General features: G+C 71.2%; 20 protein-coding genes. 10 read left to right on the top strand and 10 right to left on the bottom strand.

All coding sequences use genetic code 11. The features are described 5' to 3' along the window. Window positions 1-81: 81 nt before the first annotated feature. Both OG444_RS05485 and OG444_RS05480 read left to right on the top strand, forming a co-directional pair. Window positions 82-759, top strand: a complete 678-nt coding sequence (locus OG444_RS05485; protein ID WP_327261042.1) for a response regulator transcription factor — start codon at window positions 82-84, stop codon at window positions 757-759. A gap of 114 nt (window positions 760-873) precedes the next feature. Beyond that, on the top strand, window positions 874-2,943 hold the full coding sequence (locus OG444_RS05480) for a SpoIIE family protein phosphatase (protein WP_327261041.1): 2,070 nt from the start codon (window positions 874-876) through the stop codon (window positions 2,941-2,943). A gap of 40 nt (window positions 2,944-2,983) precedes the next feature. Here the strand turns inward: OG444_RS05480 and OG444_RS05475 are convergent, their stop codons facing one another. From OG444_RS05475 to OG444_RS05465, 3 genes are all read right to left on the bottom strand, one after another. Continuing rightward, window positions 2,984-4,921 (bottom strand): ABC transporter permease, encoded by a 1,938-nt coding sequence (locus OG444_RS05475; RefSeq protein WP_327261040.1) that lies wholly within the window; start codon window positions 4,919-4,921, stop codon window positions 2,984-2,986. 154 nt (window positions 4,922-5,075) lie between these two features. Further along, window positions 5,076-5,864 (bottom strand): molybdate ABC transporter substrate-binding protein, encoded by a 789-nt coding sequence (modA, locus tag OG444_RS05470; RefSeq protein WP_327261039.1) that lies wholly within the window; start codon window positions 5,862-5,864, stop codon window positions 5,076-5,078. Between the two features lie 183 nt (window positions 5,865-6,047). After that, entirely contained in the window at window positions 6,048-6,443 is a 396-nt protein-coding gene (locus OG444_RS05465) for a TOBE domain-containing protein (protein WP_326593088.1), read from the bottom strand. Between the two features lie 134 nt (window positions 6,444-6,577). Between OG444_RS05465 and OG444_RS05460 the strand changes: the two genes are divergently transcribed. Continuing rightward, the gene (locus OG444_RS05460) at window positions 6,578-6,964 is read left to right on the top strand and encodes an RNA-binding S4 domain-containing protein (RefSeq protein WP_327261038.1); all 387 of its coding nucleotides are present in this window, start codon (window positions 6,578-6,580) and stop codon (window positions 6,962-6,964) included. 49 nt (window positions 6,965-7,013) lie between these two features. Here the strand turns inward: OG444_RS05460 and OG444_RS05455 are convergent, their stop codons facing one another. From OG444_RS05455 to dhaK, 3 genes are read right to left on the bottom strand one after another with little or no spacing between them, the layout of a single operon-like run. After that, window positions 7,014-7,415: a PTS-dependent dihydroxyacetone kinase phosphotransferase subunit DhaM gene (locus OG444_RS05455; protein WP_327261037.1), complete on the bottom strand. Its 402-nt coding sequence runs from the start codon at window positions 7,413-7,415 to the stop codon at window positions 7,014-7,016. Then, entirely contained in the window at window positions 7,412-8,023 is a 612-nt protein-coding gene (dhaL, locus tag OG444_RS05450; RefSeq protein WP_327261036.1) for a dihydroxyacetone kinase subunit DhaL, read from the bottom strand. Before dhaL ends, OG444_RS05455 begins: the two co-directional genes overlap by 4 nt. Window positions 8,024-8,076: 53 nt before the next feature. Beyond that, the gene (gene dhaK, locus OG444_RS05445; protein WP_327261035.1) at window positions 8,077-9,081 is read right to left on the bottom strand and encodes a dihydroxyacetone kinase subunit DhaK; all 1,005 of its coding nucleotides are present in this window, start codon (window positions 9,079-9,081) and stop codon (window positions 8,077-8,079) included. A 459-nt stretch (window positions 9,082-9,540) separates the two neighbouring features. Between dhaK and OG444_RS05440 the strand changes: the two genes are divergently transcribed. After that, window positions 9,541-9,804 carry a GlsB/YeaQ/YmgE family stress response membrane protein gene (locus tag OG444_RS05440; protein ID WP_327261034.1) on the top strand — a complete coding sequence of 88 codons (264 nt, stop codon included), beginning with the start codon at window positions 9,541-9,543 and terminating at the stop codon, window positions 9,802-9,804. Between the two features lie 658 nt (window positions 9,805-10,462). On the opposite strand, the gene OG444_RS05435 is transcribed toward OG444_RS05440, so the two are convergent. Genes OG444_RS05435 through OG444_RS05425 form a run of 3 tightly spaced genes read right to left on the bottom strand, consistent with a single transcriptional unit; the run spans window position 10,463 to window position 12,128 of the window. Next, complete coding sequence (locus OG444_RS05435) at window positions 10,463-10,825, bottom strand: hypothetical protein (RefSeq protein ID WP_327261033.1); 363 nt, start codon at window positions 10,823-10,825, stop codon at window positions 10,463-10,465. Further along, complete coding sequence (locus OG444_RS05430) at window positions 10,822-11,493, bottom strand: hypothetical protein (RefSeq protein ID WP_327261032.1); 672 nt, start codon at window positions 11,491-11,493, stop codon at window positions 10,822-10,824. The genes OG444_RS05435 and OG444_RS05430 overlap by 4 nt, the downstream gene beginning before the upstream one ends. Continuing rightward, the gene (locus OG444_RS05425) at window positions 11,484-12,128 is read right to left on the bottom strand and encodes an RNA polymerase sigma factor (RefSeq protein WP_327261031.1); all 645 of its coding nucleotides are present in this window, start codon (window positions 12,126-12,128) and stop codon (window positions 11,484-11,486) included. The genes OG444_RS05430 and OG444_RS05425 overlap by 10 nt, the downstream gene beginning before the upstream one ends. Before the next feature lie 164 nt (window positions 12,129-12,292). Here OG444_RS05425 and OG444_RS05420 point away from each other — a divergent pair, with 164 nt between their 5' ends. The 6 genes from OG444_RS05420 to OG444_RS05395 all read left to right on the top strand — a co-directional run bounded on the left by OG444_RS05420 (window position 12,293) and on the right by OG444_RS05395 (window position 15,138). Further along, window positions 12,293-12,772 (top strand): Asp23/Gls24 family envelope stress response protein, encoded by a 480-nt coding sequence (locus tag OG444_RS05420; protein WP_327261030.1) that lies wholly within the window; start codon window positions 12,293-12,295, stop codon window positions 12,770-12,772. Between the two features lie 63 nt (window positions 12,773-12,835). Then, complete coding sequence (locus tag OG444_RS05415) at window positions 12,836-13,015, top strand: hypothetical protein (protein WP_327261029.1); 180 nt, start codon at window positions 12,836-12,838, stop codon at window positions 13,013-13,015. A gap of 50 nt (window positions 13,016-13,065) precedes the next feature. After that, on the top strand, window positions 13,066-13,416 hold the full coding sequence (locus tag OG444_RS05410) for an Asp23/Gls24 family envelope stress response protein (protein WP_327261028.1): 351 nt from the start codon (window positions 13,066-13,068) through the stop codon (window positions 13,414-13,416). Between the two features lie 35 nt (window positions 13,417-13,451). Next, window positions 13,452-14,099: a DUF6286 domain-containing protein gene (locus tag OG444_RS05405; protein ID WP_327261027.1), complete on the top strand. Its 648-nt coding sequence runs from the start codon at window positions 13,452-13,454 to the stop codon at window positions 14,097-14,099. Between the two features lie 47 nt (window positions 14,100-14,146). Continuing rightward, window positions 14,147-14,749 (top strand): alkaline shock response membrane anchor protein AmaP, encoded by a 603-nt coding sequence (locus OG444_RS05400; RefSeq protein WP_327261026.1) that lies wholly within the window; start codon window positions 14,147-14,149, stop codon window positions 14,747-14,749. A 215-nt stretch (window positions 14,750-14,964) separates the two neighbouring features. After that, a complete protein-coding gene (locus OG444_RS05395) occupies window positions 14,965-15,138 on the top strand; it encodes a CsbD family protein (protein WP_327261025.1) in 174 nt (57 codons plus the stop codon). A gap of 107 nt (window positions 15,139-15,245) precedes the next feature. On the opposite strand, the gene OG444_RS05390 is transcribed toward OG444_RS05395, so the two are convergent. After that, window positions 15,246-16,334: an SRPBCC family protein gene (locus OG444_RS05390; protein ID WP_327261024.1), complete on the bottom strand. Its 1,089-nt coding sequence runs from the start codon at window positions 16,332-16,334 to the stop codon at window positions 15,246-15,248. Between the last annotated feature and the right edge of the window lies 1 nt (window position 16,335).

Genomic DNA, 16,335 nt, shown 5'->3' with positions numbered 1-16,335 from the left:
AGGACGACGGAACGCGCCGGAACGCGCCGGAGCGCGACGGAAGATGACGCAAGAGGACGGAAGACGAGAGAAGAGGCGCCGGTGATCCGCGTACTGCTGGTCGACGACGACGCGATCGTCTGGGCCGGGCTGCGCCTGATGCTCGGCGGCGCCCCGGACATCGACCTGGTCGCGGAGGCCGCGGACGGGGCGGAGGTGCCCGGCCTCGTCGCCGCGCACGGCCCCGACCTGGTGCTGATGGACATCCGGATGCCCGGCGTCGACGGGCTCGCCGCCACCGAGCGGCTGCGGGCACAGCCGGGAGCCCCCGAGGTACTGGTCCTGACCACCTTCCACACCGACGCGCACGTCCTGCGCGCGCTGCGGGCCGGAGCCGCCGGATTCCTCCTCAAGGACACCCCGCCGCAGGAGATCGTGACGGCGATCCGGACGGTGGCTGCCGGCGACCCGGTGCTGTCCCCGGCCGTCACCCGCCGGCTCATCGACCGGGTGGCGGGGGGCGACGGCGGCCAGGGCGCCCGCGCGACCGCCGCCCGGGCCCGGCTGGCGCTGCTGGCCGGGCGCGAGCGGGAGGTGGCCGTCGCCGTCGGGCGGGGCCTGTCCAACGCCGGGATCGGGCGGGAGCTGCACCTGGCGCTGCCCACGGTGAAGACCCACGTGTCCCGGATCCTGACCCGGCTCGACCTCAACAACCGGGTGCAGATCGCCCTTCTGGTCCATGACGCGGACCTGCCGGACAGCGGCGGACCGCCCCGCTGAGAAGAGCGCCGCGAGGGCCCGTACCGGCCCCGTACGGGACGGCGCACACCCGCCCGCCGTCCGTCCCGGCCGTTCCACAGGGACACCGGCGGAGGAGAGTGAGACCCTGGCTGCATGGCCCGTAGGGCAGACAACCCCGACGTCGGCTGGCCCGCGCGGCCCGACATGAGCCTCGCGCTCAACCGCATGGGCACATTCGACTGGGACCTCGACAGCGGGCGGATGTTCCTCGATCCCACCGCGCTCGAGGTGCTCGAGCTGCGCCAGGAGGAGTTCGACGGGACCGTTGACGGGCTCCGGCGCTGCTTCGCACCCGGTGAGGAGGCCCGCCTCGACACCCGGGTCGCGCAGGCGATCAAGGACGGCAGGAGCCACTACGGGGCCTACGTCCGCAGCCGCCGGCGCGACGGTTCGTCGGCCTGGACCCACGTCCAGGGGCACATCCTGCGGGATCCATCCGGTCGCTCGTACCGCGTGATCGGGATCCTCCGCGACGCCGCCCACGACCCGGGTGAGCCGGGCGCCGCCGGTGAAGAGGTCGAGGGGCGCCGCAGGATGACCGGCGTCGTCGAGCGGACCACCGCCATCCTGGCCCACGCCCGCACCGTCAACGACGTGACCGACATCCTCAAGGACCCCCAGGCCCTCGGGCACCTCGGCGCGGTCAGCGTGATGCTGGGCGTCGTCGACGGCGGCCGCATCCACCTGGTGGCGGAGGGGCAGCTCGGCTCGTACGTGCCCGAGATCGAATACACGCGGATCGACGCGCGGCTCCCGATGAGCGAGGCCGTACGCACCATGCAGTCGGTCTTCATCGTCTCGCGGGAGGAGTTCCAGCAGGGCTACCCGGACCTGTGGCCGTACATCGAGCCGCTGTCCGTCCGCAGCGGCGTCTATCTGCCGCTGATCGCCCAGGGACGGCCCGTCGGGGCGCTCGGGCTGCTCTACGCGCGGGAGGGCGATTTCACCGCCGAGGAACGGAACCTGCTGATGGCGCTCGGCAGCGGCGTCGCCCAGAGCCTCCAGCGCGCCATCCTCTTCGAGCAGGAGCACGACCTCGCCGAGGGGCTCCAGCGGGCGATGCTGCCCCGGCGGATCCCGGACGTGCCGGGCGCGCTGATCGCCGTACGGTACCGCTCGGCCCGGATGGGGCGGGACGTCGGCGGCGACTGGTACGACGTGATCCCGCTCGGCGACGGCCGGGTCGGGGTGATGATCGGCGACGTCGAGGGGCACGATACGGACGCGGCCGCGGTCATGGGGCAGCTGCGCATCGTGATGCGCGCGTACATCGTCGAGGGGCACACGCCCGGCACGGCGATGGCCCGGGCCTCGGCCTTCCTGCGCGAGCTGGAGACGGAACGCTTCGCCACCTGCACCTATGCCGAGGTGGACCTCACCACCGGAATGCTCCGGCTGGTCCGTGCCGGGCACCTCGACCCGGTCGTACGGCGCGGTGACGGCAGTGTCCACCGGGTGCAGGTGGCCGGTGGACTGCCGCTCGGCCTGCCGCCCCGTGAGCAGGCCGGCACCGGTTCCGGCTATCCCGTCACCAGCCTGGAACTGCACCCCGGGGACACCCTGCTGCTGTGCACCGACGGCCTGATCGAACGCCCCGGCGCGGACCAGGACAGCGGCATGCGGGAACTCGTGGCGGCGGTCCACAGCGGCCCGGTCGACGTGGAGGAACTCGCCGACGTGCTGTGCGACCTGGTCGGGGACTCGGGCAGCGGGGACGACATGGCCCTGCTCGTACTGCGTCGCCGGGGCACCCCCACCGCACGCGGCGGCGGTCCGCTGCACCAGCGGCTGGAGCCGGGCGACGCGAAGGCCCCGGCGCTGGCCCGGCACCTGATCCGGGCGGCGGTGGCCGCCTGGGGCGCCCGGCACCGGGCCGACGAGATCGAGCTGGCGGCGGACGAGCTGATGACCAACGCCCTGGTCCACACGGAGGGCGGCGGCCACGTCAGCATGCGGCTCACGGCGCAGGGGCGGATCCGCATCGAGGTCGAGGACACCAGCAGTGACCTGCCGAGGCGGCGCGAGGCGGGCGACTGGGCGGTCTCGGGGCGCGGACTGATGCTGGTGGACCGGCTCGCGGACGAGTGGGGCGTGGAGCCCCGGGGCGGCGGGAAGTGCGTGTGGTGCGAGTTCGAGCTGGCCGCCCCGGAGGACGCCGGCTGAGGGGAGGACGCCGGCCTAGGACCGAGGGCCGGCCGGAACCTCAGAGGGTCACCAGGGTGACCTCGGTGGCCTTCACGCTCGTCCACACCGCGGCGCCGTCCACGATGCCCAGCTCGGCCGCCGCGTCGGGGGTGATCTCGGAGACCAGGTCGGGAGCCTCGGCCGAGGCGATCAGCACGCGCAGCCGGCTGCCGACCGCGGTGATCTCCCGTACGGTGCCGGGCCAGACGTTGCGGGGGCTGCCGCCCGGGCGGTCCCGGTGGACCGACACCGCCTCCGGAGCGATGATCGCCAGAGCCTTCGTCCCCTCGGACAGTGCCTCGGCGACCACCAGGTGACCGCCGCCCGCGAGGGTGAGCCCGGTGGCGGAAGCGGTGCCCGGCCACGCGTTGCGCCCCAGCATGCGGGCCACCCACGGGGAGCGCGGGTGCCGGGTCACCTCGGTGGGCGGCGCGTCCTGCAGGGCCCGTCCGTCGGCCAGTACGAGGACCCGGTCGGCCAGGGACACCGCCTCGACGGGATCGTGGGTGACGAGGAGGCAGACACCGCCGAAGCCGGCCAGGTGGCTGCGCAGCGTGTGCCGCACCCGGGCCCGGGTGGTCTGGTCGAGCGCGGCGAGCGGTTCGTCCAGCAGCAGGAGCCGGGGGCGGGCGGCCAGCGCCCGGGCCAGTGCCACCCGCTGGGCCTGGCCGCCGGAGAGCTGCGCGGGCCGGCGGTCGGCGAGGTGCACGACGCCGAGCCGGTCCAGCCAGGTCAGGGCCTCGTGGACGGCCTCGGCGCGCGGCACCCCGCGGGCGCGCAGTCCGTACGCGGTGTTGGCCACGGCGGTCAGGTGCGGGAACAGCGCGCCGTCCTGCGGGACCCAGGCCACCTGCCGCCTGTGCGGGGGCAGGGCCGTCACATCGGTGTCGCCGAGCCGCAGTTCGGCGTGGGCGCGCGGGGTGAGGCCGAGCAGGGCGCGCAGCAGAGTGGTCTTGCCCGCGCCGTTCTCGCCGACCACGGCGATGGTGGTGCCGGGTTCCGCGTCGAGGGTGAGCTCGTTGAAGCCGGTGACGACTGCGCGCAGGGGCCAGTGACCGCCGTCGTGCGGCAGCGCGGTCCTGCCGACGCCGGTGGCGGGGCCGGCGTCCGCGGCGGGCGGCTCCTCCCGGACCGCCGGCGGCGCGGTGGCGTCGCGGGCCACCGGGGTGCCCGTCCAGCGTCCGCGCAGGGCGATCAGTACGCCCATGGCGATCGCGAGGAGCAGGAGCGAGACGGAGGTGGCGGCCTCGGGCCTGTCCTGCAGCAGGAGGTACACCTGGAGCGGCAGGGTCTGGGTGGTGCCGGGCAGGTTGCCGGCGAAGGTGATGGTGGCGCCGAACTCGCCGAGCGCGCGGGCCCAGGTCAGCGCGGCGCCGGCGATGAGGCCGGGGGCCACCATGGGCAGGGTCACGGTGAAGAACACCCTGACCGGCGAGGCGCCGAGCGAGGCGGCGGTCTCCTCGTAGCTCTGCTTGAGCCCGCCGAGGGCGCCTTCGAGGCTGATCACCAGGAACGGCATGGCGACGAACGTGGCCGCGACGACGGCGCCCGACGTGTGGAACGGCAGGGTGATCCCGAAGCTGCCCTCCAGCCAGGGACCGAGCAGCCCGCGCCGGCCGAACGCGAGGAGCAGGGCGACACCGCCGACGGTCGGCGGCAGCACCATGGGGAGCAGCACGAGGGAGCGCACCAGGGCCTTGCCCTTGAACTCGACGCGGGCCAGCAGCCAGGCGAGCGGCACGCCGAGGAGGAGCGAGAGGGCCAGCGCCCACAGGGACACCACGAGCGAGAGCTTGAGGGCCTCGACCACGCCGGGGCTGGTGAGGTGGGTGCCGAGCTCACCCCACTGCGTGCGCACGAGGATGCCGATGAGCGGCAGCAGCAGGAACGCGACGGCGAGCAGCGCGGGCAGCGTCAGGGCCAACGGGGGTCGGGTGCGGGTGCGGAGTCTGCTCATGAGGGTTCCTGGCTGGGGGTGGTCGGCTGCGGGGGAAGCGTATGCGGTCGGCGACGGCGGATCCGGCCGCGCGGGCGGGAAACCCCGAAAGGGGCTGCCTGTCCCCCCCGGTTCAGGCAGCCCCTCGGTGTCCGGCCGTGGCCGGAGACGGCGATCACGCCTTCTGGAAGCCCGCGTCCTGGAGGATCTTCTGCGCCTCGGGGCTGCTCAGCCAGGTGACGAACGCGGCCGCGTCCTCGGCGTTCTTGGACTGCTTCAGCGTGGCGGCCGGGTAGGAGGCCACGGCGTTCTGGTCGTCGGGGATCTCCACCGTGACGACCTTGTCGCCGGACTTCGCGGAGTCGGTCTTGTAGACCAGACCGGCGTCGGCCTCGCCCAGCTCGACCTTGCTCAGCACGGCGCGGACGTTGGGCTCCTGGGAGACCGGCTTCACCTCGATCTTCTGGGCGTCGAGGATCTGCTTGCTGTAGCGGCCGACCGGGACCTCGGGCGCGGCCAGCACGACCTTGATCTTGGTGTCGGCGAGGTCCTTGAGCTCGTCGATCTTGAACGGGTTGGCTTTGCCGGCCGCGATGACCAGGCGGTTCTTGGCGATGATCGTGGCGTCGCCGGTCTCGGTCTTCAGACCGTCCATGGTCTTGGTGTCGGCGGTGACCAGCGCGTCGGCCGGGGCGCCCTGCTTGACCTGGGCCGCGAGTTCCTGCGAACCCGCGAAGGAGAAGGTGATCTTCGTGCCGGGGTGGGTCTTCTCGTACTCCGCCCCCGCGGCCTTGAAGACGTCGGTCAGGGAAGAGGCCGCCAGGACCGTGAGGTTGACGGCCTTCGGGGTGGCACTGGCGCCGGCGGCGGGCTTGTCCTCGTTCTTGCCGCAGGCGGCCAGCGGTACGAGCAGGGCGGCGGTCAGCGCGGCGGCGGCGGTACGGCGGAACGTGATCGGGGACATGAGCAGGTGCTCCTCGGTCGGGTCGGCGGCCGGCCGGGTGCCGGTACCGCGTGGTGGTGACCCGCGCCGGTGACGGGCGGAGCGGGTGGGGACGGTCGGTGACGCCGGGCGGGTGGGGACGTCGGTGATGCTGAGCGGGTGGTGCGGGATGCCGCGGGTGCGCGGCGTGCGGCACCGGCCGGGTCAGGTGCGGTCGATGTGCACGCTGGTGGACTTCACGCGGGCGGTGGCCTGCATGCCGACCTCCAGCCCGAGCTCCTCGACGGCCTCACGGGTGAGCAGGGAGACCAGACGGTGGGGACCTGCCTGGATCTCGACCTGGGCGGCCACGTCGCCGAGCTTGACGGCCGTGACGATCCCGGGGAAGGCATTGCGGGCCGAGGTGTACGGTTCCCCGTCCTCCGTGTGGGCGCCCTGGCCCACTTCGACGGAGAAGGCGGCCAGATCGCGCCCGTTGATCAGGCGTCGGCCGCCCTCGTCGCGATGGGTCACGACGCGGCCTGCGTCGGCCCAGCGGCGCGCGGTGTCCGGGCTGACGCCCAGCAGACGTGCTGCCTGTCCGATGGTGTAGGACTGCATGGGCGACAACGTAGGCCTTCATGTGGCGCATTTGCAATTCTCTTGGCCTGATCTCCATGGCAGATGCCATGCCTGTTGGCGCATCTGCCAAAACTCGTTCCGCTCTGCCGCACCCGTCTCGCTAGAGTCGGGGCATGGCTGATGAGGTAACGGGAACGGGCACGGTGCGGGTCGACGCGTGGATCTGGTCCGTGCGCCTGACCAAGACCCGCTCGACCGCGGCGACCGCCTGCCGGGCGGGCCACGTGAAGGTCAACGGGGAGCGCGCCAAGCCGGCGCAGCCGGTGCGCGCGGGGGACGAGGTGAGGCTCTTCCACGCGGGGCGCGAGCGGATCGTCGTCGTCAAGCGGCCCGTGTCCAAGCGGGTGGGCGCGCCCGTCGCCGCCGAATGCCTGATCGACAACAGCCCGCCGCCGCCGACCCCCGTCGAGGCCGCCGTGGTCGGTATCCGCGACCGCGGCGCGGGCCGCCCGACGAAGCGCGAACGGCGCGAGATCGAATCCCTGCGCGGCCGCCCGTAGGAACGAGCCGGGGACGAACCGGGCACCGGGCGGCCACCGCCGCCCGGGGTCAGGTCTTGCGGTACGTGTACGCGTCCGCGGCGGCCGCCGCGACCTCCGCCAGCGGGGCTCCCGTGGAGGCGGTCACCGCCGCCGCCACCGCGCCCTCGACGAACGGCGCGTCCAGCAGCAGCGAGCCGGGCGGCAGTTCGTCCTCCATCAGCAAAACCTTCACCGTCAGCACCGAGCTCCCCAGATCGGCCAGCAGGGCCACCCCGGCGCCCCGGTCCACCTCCCGGGCGGCCGCGAGGATCCGCTCCGTGCTCGTGCCGAGCCCGCCGACGGCCGTCCCGCCCGCCGCGGCCACCGGGGCCACGGGTCCGCCCGCCGCCAGGTCACGAGCCAGCTCCGCCACCGCCTCCGCGACCCGCGCACTGTGCGACACCAGCACGATGCCGACCAGCGCCGTCACCGCGCACCCTCCGCTTCCGCCACGTCCGCCAGCGCCTCCAGCAGCAAGGCCGACGAGGTCGCCCCCGGATCCTGGTGGCCGATGCTCCGCTCGCCCAGATAGCTGGCCCGCCCCTTGCGCGCCAGCATCGGCACCGTCGCCAGCGCCCCGTTCTCCGCCGCGGCCCCGGCCGCCCGGTACGAGCTGGCCAGCGCCGCCACCCCCGGCACCAGCGCGTCCAGCATCGTCTTGTCGCCCGGCGCCGCCCCGCCCAGCTGGGCCACCGCGCCGACCCCCTCGGACAGGGCCGCGCGCAGCTCCGCGTCCGAGACCTCGGCCGACTCCCCGAGCGCCTTGCCCGTGCGCCGCAGCAGCGTCCCGTAGAGCGGCCCCGACGCCCCGCCGACCGTCGAGATCAGTGTCCTCCCGGCCAGCTGGAGCACGGCGCCCGGCGCCCCCGCCGGCTCCGCCTCCTGGGCGGCGACGACGGCCGTGAACCCCCGCAGCAGATTGCTTCCGTGGTCGGCGTCACCGATGGGCGAGTCGAGCTCGGTCAGCCGGTCGGCCTCCCGCTCCACCGCGGCCGCGGCAGCCGCCATCCAGCGTCGGAAGAAGTCTGCGTCACGCACTGGTTCTCCTCGCCTCGCACCTGTCCGGCCGGTCCCACCGGGACACCATACGTTCAGCGGCCCCAGCGCAGCGCCGCCGTCTGCACGGGCGCGTCCCACAGCCGCAGCAGCTCCTCGTCGGCCCGGCACAGGGTCACCGAACACCCCGCCATGTCCAGCGAGGTGACGTAGTTTCCGACGAGCGCCCGCGCCACCGGCACACCCCGCCCGGCCAGCACCCGGGCGACCTCCGCGTGGAACCCGTACAGCTCCAGAAGGGGCGTCGCACCCATCCCGTTGACCAGCGCGAGCACCGGCCCGTCGGCCGGACCGACCTGCGCCAGCTCCTCCAGCACGACGCCCACCGAGACCTCCGCGATCTCCCGGGCCGACAGCATCGGGCGCCGCTCCCGGCCCGGCTCGCCGTGGATGCCGACGCCCAACTCCAGCTCCCCGTCCGGAAGGTCGAAGGTCGGGCTGCCCTTGGCGGGAGTGGTGCAGGCGCTCAGCGCCACTCCGAAACTCCGCGAGGACTCGTTCACGCGGCGGGCGAGCGCGGCGACCCGCTCCAGCGGCGCCCCCTCCTCGGCGGCCGCCCCGGCGATCTTCTCGACGAAGAGAGTGGCCCCCGTGCCGCGCCGCCCTGCGGTGTACAGGCTGTCGGTCACGGCGACGTCGTCGTCGACCAGGACGCGCTCGATCCGCAGGCCGTCCTCCTCGGCGAGCTCGGCGGCCATCTCGAAGTTCAGCACGTCCCCGGTGTAGTTCTTGACGACGAAGAGCACTCCCCGGCCGGAGTCCACGGCCGCCGCTGCCCGCACCATCTGGTCGGGCACCGGCGAGGTGAACACCTCACCCGGGCACGAGGCCGACAGCATCCCGTACCCCACGAACCCGGCGTGCAGCGGCTCGTGCCCGGAACCGCCCCCGGACACCACCCCGACCCGGCCGCCGCCCCGCGCGTCCCGCCGTACGACGACCCGCCGCTCCACATCGACGTCCAGCTCGGGATGGGCGGCCGCCATCCCCCGCAGGGCGTCGGCGACCACGGTCTGCGGACTGTTGATCAGCATCCTCATGCGTATCTCCCAGCGAGGTTGACAAGTGACTCTCTGAGCAATGTTTTCGCAGGTCAGAAGGCCCTGATGCCTACTGATGATCTGAGCGGCCCCTGGCGCTCGAAAGCGGGTTCCGGCGGTACTGATGCCGTCCCCTTGCTGACCTCGTGCTGACTTCAGAGAGGCCGTCGAGAACGGGTTCGCGTGAATCGTTTGGGAGCCGTGGGTGCGGACATATGCATAGCGTAAGACGTTTAAGGGGACGATATGGGCGCTGGTGAGAAAGCAAAGGCTGAGATGGAACGAGTTGCGGGAAGGGCTGTGAAGAAAGCGGCCCACGCCATGGGCAAGGAGACACTGGCCGCCAAAGGCGCCGCTCTGGAAGCCCGGGGCAATGCCCGGCGCGTCAAGGAGAAGGGCAAGGACGTGCTGAGTTGACGGCGTCGGATCCTTGGTCATTGGATGAGACAGGAAGGAATCATGGGCATAATTGCTTGGATTCTCATCGGGCTGTTCGCGGGCATCATCGCCAAAATGCTGATGCCCGGGAAGGACCCCGGCGGTATAATCATCACCATATTGATAGGCATTGCGGGCGGCCTGCTCGGTGGATGGCTCGGTAAGGTGATTTTCGGAGTTGACTCCATCGACGGCTTCTTCGAGATCTCGACGTGGGTCGCCGCCATCGTCGGCTCCCTCATCCTCCTCGGCGTCTTCCGCCTCTTCAAGCGTGCTAGGCACTAGCAGGAAACGGCAACCGGACGCTGGTCCCTTTGATATGCGAAACGGCTTCCCTGCGCGAGCGGGAGAAGCCGTTTCCTTCGTTGCCCCGTCCGCACACACGGCTGACCTCGGTACGAACCGCGGGTGAGGTCCGCGCTGTGAGGGGTTGCTGCCAGCCTGCTGCCGCAATCGAAGTCGGCATCCACGCCCGAGGGCGTCACGGGCGTCGGTAACCCGTGCAGGACGCGCTTCACCTTGCGGCGCAGCGCCCGCCGAGCGGCCCACACCGTCATTCGCACACCCCATGCTGTCAGTCGCAAGAGGATCCGCCCCACGAGAGGTCGTCGCATCCAGCGAACAAGCGCCCAACGCCGTCTCCATTTATGTCCGTGCCGCCCCGGGGTGAACTTCACGCTTGCCTCCCGCAGCTACGGTCCGGCGCTCTCTTCGTCGGCAGGATCATTTCGAATCAATGGGAGAGTCATCTTTAAGTCCATGTGTGCCACCTACCCGGTTTCAAACAACGAGAACACTTCACATTGCCGAAAACGTCGAGATATATCCATAGGTGCGCGCGGGCCGGGCCGAACAGGGTGCCGGCGACCGCAGGGCCAAAGCGGCCAGGCCGTCGACCCGCAGCGTGCGTAGGCGAAACCCAGCGGATGACATGTCCGGCGGGCTACACGGTGCGGGTGACGGTGACCACGACGGTGACGGGCGCCGCCCCGCCGTGCTGGGCCAGGCAGGAGGTGACGGCCGCCCGCACGCTTTCGCGGACCCGGCGGGCGACGTCGACGACGCGGTGGTCCTTGTCCAGGATGCAGCGCACCTCCACGTGCCAAGCCCCGACCGGGGTGAGTTCGCAGTGGACGCCTGCCGCCTGCTGGCGCCCGGTGGTACCTGCGGCCACGGCTTCGTACACGCGGGAGGCCGCGACTGCCAGCCGGTCGGCGAGCGCGGGCTGGAGGGCGACTACGCCGGGAACGTCGAGGGCGGCCCGGGCTGCCGCTCGGTGGATGTTCTCGTAGCGGGAGACGTTCATAGTTCACTCAGTTCGGACTGCTCGTCACCAGGTACGCGGGGGTGTCCCAGTGCTGCGCTGACTTCCACGTCGACGGTGGTGACGGCAAGGCCGAGGACGTGTTCGGCCGCGTGGAGGACGGCTTGGCGTACTGCCTCGGCTCGCACTCGCAGCGGCTGGTCGAGTGTGGCTGCCACCGTAATGACGACGACATGGACGGCGTGGTCGTCCTTCGCCGCGTTCACGCGGCAGCTGGCGGCACGGATGCCGGGGACGGTGTCGGCGGCCCGGCGCAGCACTCTTGCGGCCGCGCTCTCGGCGATGCGCAGGTCGTGATCGGGGTCGTCGAGCAGCAGCATGGTGCCGAGCCGTACCTCGCTGCGGACTGCGTTGATGACCCGGGTGGTGAGGCTGTGACCGTCGGGTTGTTCCTCGGCGCGCAGAGCACGAGTTGCCCGGTCCAGGGCTGTCAGCCCTTCGATGGCCTCCCGGCAGTGGGGACAGCGGCTGCTGTGCGGGTCCGAGGTGCCGGCCGCGCTGCGGGCCTGTTGCCAGGCACGGCCGAGGGGGCGTCCGCAGGGCAGGAGTTCCGCACCCGCCAGCAGTTCCGCGTTGGAATGCAGCGGCGCTTCGGCCCTCGCGCCTGCGGGCTCGTCGCCGGAGGTCGGGTGCGGGTCGTCTAGCGCCATGGGCGCATCGCCTCCATCAGAGCGCGTCGTGCGCGAAAGAGTCTGCCGCGCACTGTTTGTTCACTGCTGCCCACCACGTGGGCGATCTCTTCGTAGTGCAGGCCGTGCAGTTCCCGCAGCACCCAGCACACCCGGAGCTCGGGGCCCAGTGCCAGGAGCGCTTGGGTCAGGGCTGCCGTCGCCGCGTCCGTCTCGGCCACCTTGGGTGGTGAGCTGTTCGCATCCGCGGCAGCGGGTTCGGGGACGGTGTCCAGGGGCAACGGATGGGGCCGGCGGCGCAGAGCGTTGAGGCAGCGGTTCGTCACGATGCGATACATCCAGGTGCTGAACGAGGCGCTGTGCCGGAATTCCGGCAGCCGCCGCCAAGCGCTGATGAAGGCGTCTTGGACCGCGTCCTCTGCGTCCGCCCGGTTGCCGAGCAGATGCTGGGCGAGGGCGAGCAGGCGGCTGCTGTGCCGACGGACCAGCACGGCGAAGGCGTCTTCGTCACCTTCCGATGCTCGTATGGCCAGCACGCTGTCGTCCAGTGCGCCGACAGCGTCCTGCTCGGCGGCGACGCCTGCGATCGGCAGCGCTGCCGATCGTGGGGGGCGCTTTGCGCCACGCTGGGGGGAGGGGGCGGTCCGGTTGCGCATCCGCCGCTCGCTTCCTGCCGAAGACGCTCGTTGCGGCCTGGGTACCTACTTCTCGATGGTAGGCGGGCCGCCCCGTGCGAGCCGCGTGAGGAATGTCCACGCGAGGTGTCCTAAGCATGAGGGCGCCGCAACGGCGCCCGGACATCCACCCTGGGGAGGTCCTCATGTCGGACACCATCAACCCCACCTCAGGCGGAGGCGAATCCCGTCCTGCGGGCAGGACCCTCACGGGCCCCACCGGCGCCGGAACCGCGCCCGAGTCGCGGGGCCGGACGACCATCGCGGACAGCGTGGTCGAGAAGATCGCGGGAATGGCCACCCGCGAGGTGCCGGGCATCCACAGCCTCGGCTCCGGCATGGCCCGCACGCTCGGGGCGGTCACCGACAAGGTCCCCGGCGGCCGTCCCAGCGTGAGCCGCGGCGTGAAGGTCGAGGTGGGCGAACGGCAGGCCGCCGTCGATCTCGACGTGGTCGTGGAGTACGGCGTAGCCATCGTGGACATCGCCGCAGAAGTACGCACCAGCGTCATCACCGCTGTCGAACGCATGACTGGCCTTGAGGTCGTCGAGGTGAACATCGCCGTCGACGACGTCCACCTGCCCGACGAGGAGGACGAGGACGTAGGCGAGGGACGTGTGCAGTGACTCCTCGCAGCCCCCGGACTCAGCGGGCCGCGAAACAACCGATGTGAAATTCAGGTGAGTGAAATGAGCGCAGCAACCGTGGGGCTGATTGCCGGCATGGCCCTGGGCTTCGCCGCATTCTTCGGCGGCTTCTGGGCGTTCCTGCTCGTGGCGTTCCTGGGCCTGGTGGGTCTGATCATCGGCCGCATTTTGCAAGGTGACCTGGACCTGTCCGACTTCACGCGTTCCCGGAACCGGCAGTGACCCCGCAACCTGAGGCTGCGCCGCAGGGTGGTGCAGCACCTCCCACGCGGATGGCGCTGCCGGCGGCCGAACGCGGGGCCACGGTGATCCCGGACAAGGTGGTCGCCCGCATCGCGGCCCGCGCCGCGAAAGAGGCACTGGCCACGGAGACGGACACCTCGGGCGCTCAGGCGAAACTGGCCGGTCCGCGCGCCACGGTCACCGTCGGCAGCGGCACGGCCCGGCTGGGGCTGACTCTGGACCTGCCCTACCCGGTGGACCTCGCCGGCGTCTCCCTGCGGGTACAGGAATACGTCAGTGAGCGGGTGGCTCACTTGACCGGTATGCGCGTCACGGAAGTCACCCTTGCCATCGAGCACCTGATTCCCGCCGACGGCCTGGAGCGCCGCCGCGTGCAGTGAACCGGACCGCATTCCCACCGGGAAGGAGAGCCGGCATGGAACGCGAGCAAGACCCCCTGGCCGAGAAGGAGCCCACCGCGACGGACGAGGCCACCCCCCGCACGGTGGGGCTGCTGGACGAGCGGCCTCCGGCCGGACCACGCTCGGCTGCTCGGCGCCCCTGGTCCTCGCGCCGCATACCCGCGGCGCTCACAGCCCTGATCATCGCGGTCGCGGCGGGAACCCTCCTGTTCGACGTCATCAGGGTCCGTGCAGGCCAGGTTGCCGCAGGCTGGCGCATACGCCTGGCCGACGAACTGGCTGCCCGCCCGCTGGATGACCCAGCGCTGCAGATCGGGGCCGCCGTCATCGCCGTTATCGGCCTCTGGCTGATCATCCTGGCCCTGAGCCCGGGACTTCGCCACCAGCTGCCCCTTGAGACTCCCGACGCGGAGATGCGCGCCGTACTGGACCGCGAGGCCGCGGAACTGAAGCTGCGGGACGCCGCGATGCGCGTCCCCGGGGTCAGCGCTGCCAAGGTCCGGATCTTCCAGCACCGTGTCAAGGCGCGCGCGGATGTGCGATTCCGCGCCCCCGCCGACGTCAAGGCCGATCTTCTGGCCGCTTTGCAGGAGGCCCTCGACCGACTCGCCCTCGCACGCCCTCCGTCGCTCGACGTCCGGGTGCGCCCGCGTCGCAAGTAGTCACGCCTGGGCTGTCCGCCGCCGAGCGGAAGGCAGAAGGGGATCCGATGAAGAGAAAATCCGCAGTCAACCGAGTTCTGCTGGCCCTGGCAGGCATTGTCCTGCTCGGCGTAGGCCTCATGATCCTTGCGGGCGGCTTCGACCTGTACCGACGCGGGTCACTGACACCACCCGACGGGTGGCCCCTGACCACTCCCGACGACATCCTGCTCGCCGACGCCGACCGCACCCGTTGGACAGACGAAGGATGGTGGTGGCCCGTAGCCATCGCCGCCTTGGCCATCGTCACCCTGCTCGCCGTGTGGTGGCTGCTGGCGCAGCTGCGCCGCACTCACCCCGGCGCCCTGTCCGTGGGAGGAGCCCACGCCGTGGACGGAGTGGAACTGAGCGAGGGCGCCCTCGGCGACGCTCTGGCCGCCGACACCCAGCACCTGCCCGGTGTTCACCAGGCCCGCGCACGGATGGACGGCTCGTCGAGTCATCCCGAAGCCTATATCGCCATCACCCTCACGCCCGACGCTGAGCCCGGCCCCGTCATGCAGGCGCTGCGCGACGGGCCGCTGGAACGTGCCCGCCGGTCCACGGGCCGGACCCTGCCTGCAAAGGCGCACCTGCGGTTGACCCCGCACAAACCCCACCGTGCCGAATAGGGGCCCTGCCCGCGGTCGAGAGCGCGAGCTGACAGCGGAGTGCGTTGGGCTGTCACCGGACATCAGAGGAACCGGCGGGCACCTGGCCGGGCCGTGCAGCCGCCGCATCGTCCCCCTTTTGTCCCGGATACCACGAAATGCCTATCTGTTCTCGCGGGGGGTAGGAGCTGAGCAGGCTTGTACTGCCAAGCGCGAGCGGCCGGGAGGTGAGAGAAATGGGCGCAGGTAAGAAGGCCAAGAACGTTGCCAAGACGACCAAGGGCAAGGTGAAGGAAACCACGGGCAAGGCAGTGGGGAACGAGAGCCTGGAGGCCAAGGGGCAACGGGAGCAGATGATGGGTGACGCGAAGCAGGCAGCCCAGAAGGCCAAAGACGCACTGAAGCACTGACACGCCGAGGTGAGCTGGTACGCGAGGTGATACGGGGATGAGGGCCGGCGGGAGATCTCCCGCCGGCCCTCACGTGCGTCAATCGCTGTTGCTTCAAGGGGACGGCTTCACGCGGGCTGCCGGTGCCGGCGTCGGCGAGGCGGAGCTGGCTCCTCCTCTTCCTCCTCCTCAGGTTCCTCCTCAGGTTCCTCGTCAGGTTCCTCTTCTTCCTCCTCAGGTTCCTCTTCTTCCTCTTCGAGTTCCTCGTCGCTGTACTGAGCGTCCTCGCCCGCGTCCTCTTCTTCGCCCTGCTCCTGGCCGTCCGGGTACTCCTCCTCGTCGTCCTCGGAGCCGCCGTCCTCGTACTCGCCTTCCTCCGGCTCTTCGGCTTCTTCTTCTTCTTCGAGGGCTTCTTCGTGTGTCTTGACGACCTCGCCGTCGCGGATCTCACCGCGCCAGCCTTCCGGCTCGTCGTTGGTGAGCATGACGTGGCGCAGGAAGTTTTTCAGGTCCAGACGCAGGCGGCGGCCCTGGGCCCGCCACAGGTTGCCGGTCTTCTCAAACAGTCCGGAAGGGTAGTACTCGACGACGATGACAATGCGGGTCAAAGAGGGAGCGAGCTCGTGGAAGGTGACGCACCCACGAGTGGTGCCCTTGGCGCCCGCGGAGGTCCACACGATGCGGTCGTCGGGGATCTGCTCCTGGACGGTGGCCTTCCAGCTGCGGGTGGAGGGGCCGACCTTGACCTTCCAGTCGCTCGTGACATCGTCCCCGCGGGAGACATCACGGACGCCTTTGGCGAACCCGCTGAAATCCTCGTACTGCGTCCAGTGGTCATAGACCGTACGCAGCGGCAGGCCGACGTCGAGCACCTCGACGATGTTCATCAGCTTGCCGCCGCCGCTCTTGCGGCCCTTCCCCTTGCCGCCGCCGAACGCCTCGGTGACTTTGTCCTTCAGATTGCCGAATTTCTGGCCGGCGAACGCTTTCAGGGGGGAGTCGCCCTGCAAGATCCGGCTACCGATGCCGGCGACGTCCGAGAGGCTGCCGTTGTTGTCAGCGACGTCGTGGAGCTGGCCGGTGACGTCGGAGAGCTTGTCGGTCGCCTTGTCGGCCAGCTGGCCGGCCTGGGCACCGAGGTATCCCGTGAGTTCCTTCAGCAGCTTGTCCATCCCGGAGAGGGACTCCGACGAGCCTGTGCGGTCTGAGGTTGCCATG

Source organism: Streptomyces sp. NBC_01232, from assembly GCF_035989885.1.
GTDB lineage: Bacteria > Actinomycetota > Actinomycetes > Streptomycetales > Streptomycetaceae > Streptomyces.
Note: the sequence above shows the minus strand (reverse complement) of the source record. Positions and strands in the feature narration are given on the sequence as shown.